Source organism: Elstera litoralis (genome assembly GCF_000963705.1).
Lineage (GTDB): Bacteria > Pseudomonadota > Alphaproteobacteria > Elsterales > Elsteraceae > Elstera > Elstera litoralis.
The window spans coordinates 1-833 of sequence record NZ_LAJY01000944.1 but is presented as its reverse complement, the minus strand read 5'-3'; the positions used below and the strand labels follow the sequence as shown (position 1 = coordinate 833).

The window sequence follows — 833 nt, the reverse complement described above, 5'->3', positions numbered from 1 at the left end:
AAATTCAAAAATAATCTGATTATTCAAGAAAAAAAAAGAGCCGACCTGCTTCAGGATGTTGCACACGCCATTGAAACCCGCGCTGAAATGGTCAAAAAAAATAGATTTCGTCGGGACAGTCATTACGGCCGAACTGACGATGACAAAAGCCGAGAATGCGCTGGAGACAAAAGAAAGAGAATATCAGCTCAAAATGCAAAGCTTAGCTAATTTTGATAAAGAATTCTCGAAAGTTGAGAACCAGGTGAATAAAGAATTGAAGGAGATTGCGGCGGATCGCGATAGTCTTTTGCTCGAAATGAAAAAAGGATCGAATCCAAGATTAGAGAATATTTTAAAGGACATGAATACAAGAGAAGACCGGATTGAGGCGCGGCTTACCCAAATGGAGGAGCGTAAGGCGAGCATTCCTTCTGTTTTGGAACAGCTTGACGCCCAACGGGCCGAAGCTCGGGAAGAGTTTGCCGCCGTCAAGCAGCAAATGACCCGGCTACACCCCATTTGGGCCCTTGAGGCGGATTTTGCCCAGGCGCGCGAGATGTCGGATCAAATTCGAAAGACCATGGCCGATAAAAAAGACGCAACACCGCTGGAGCGGGGCTTGATGGAGGCCAGTCTTGAGGCGTCGCAACTCATGGAGCGGTTGTTATCCGGAAATGCGGATCAGCTGAAAAGTATGCAGAAATCATTCGACGAGATTACGGCAAATCTTCAAACGGAATACGCGCGCCTAACCGAAGTTGTGACCGATAAGGGTGTACTGTCGACAGTCGCCGATGAAATTAGCAGTTGGTTCTAAGGTTTTCGGGTCGATGGGCTACCGCTGTTCCCGG

At 47.7% G+C, this 833-nt stretch carries 2 protein-coding genes; both read left to right on the top strand.

Annotated elements, in window-relative coordinates:
* Nucleotides 1-210 (top strand): hypothetical protein (locus VZ95_RS27725; RefSeq protein WP_232302794.1); only part of this gene is annotated, 210 nt, incomplete at its 5' end.
* Nucleotides 140-799, top strand: a complete 660-nt coding sequence (locus VZ95_RS20855; protein WP_232302793.1) for a hypothetical protein — start codon at nt 140-142, stop codon at nt 797-799. The genes VZ95_RS27725 and VZ95_RS20855, both read left to right, overlap by 71 nt.
* Nucleotides 800-833: the final 34 nt, after the last annotated feature.

Coding starts and splice junctions, on each gene's coding strand:
- VZ95_RS20855 (WP_232302793.1), top strand. CDS start 140: ATGACAAAAGCCGAGAATGCGCTGGAGACAAAAGAAAGAGAATATCAG.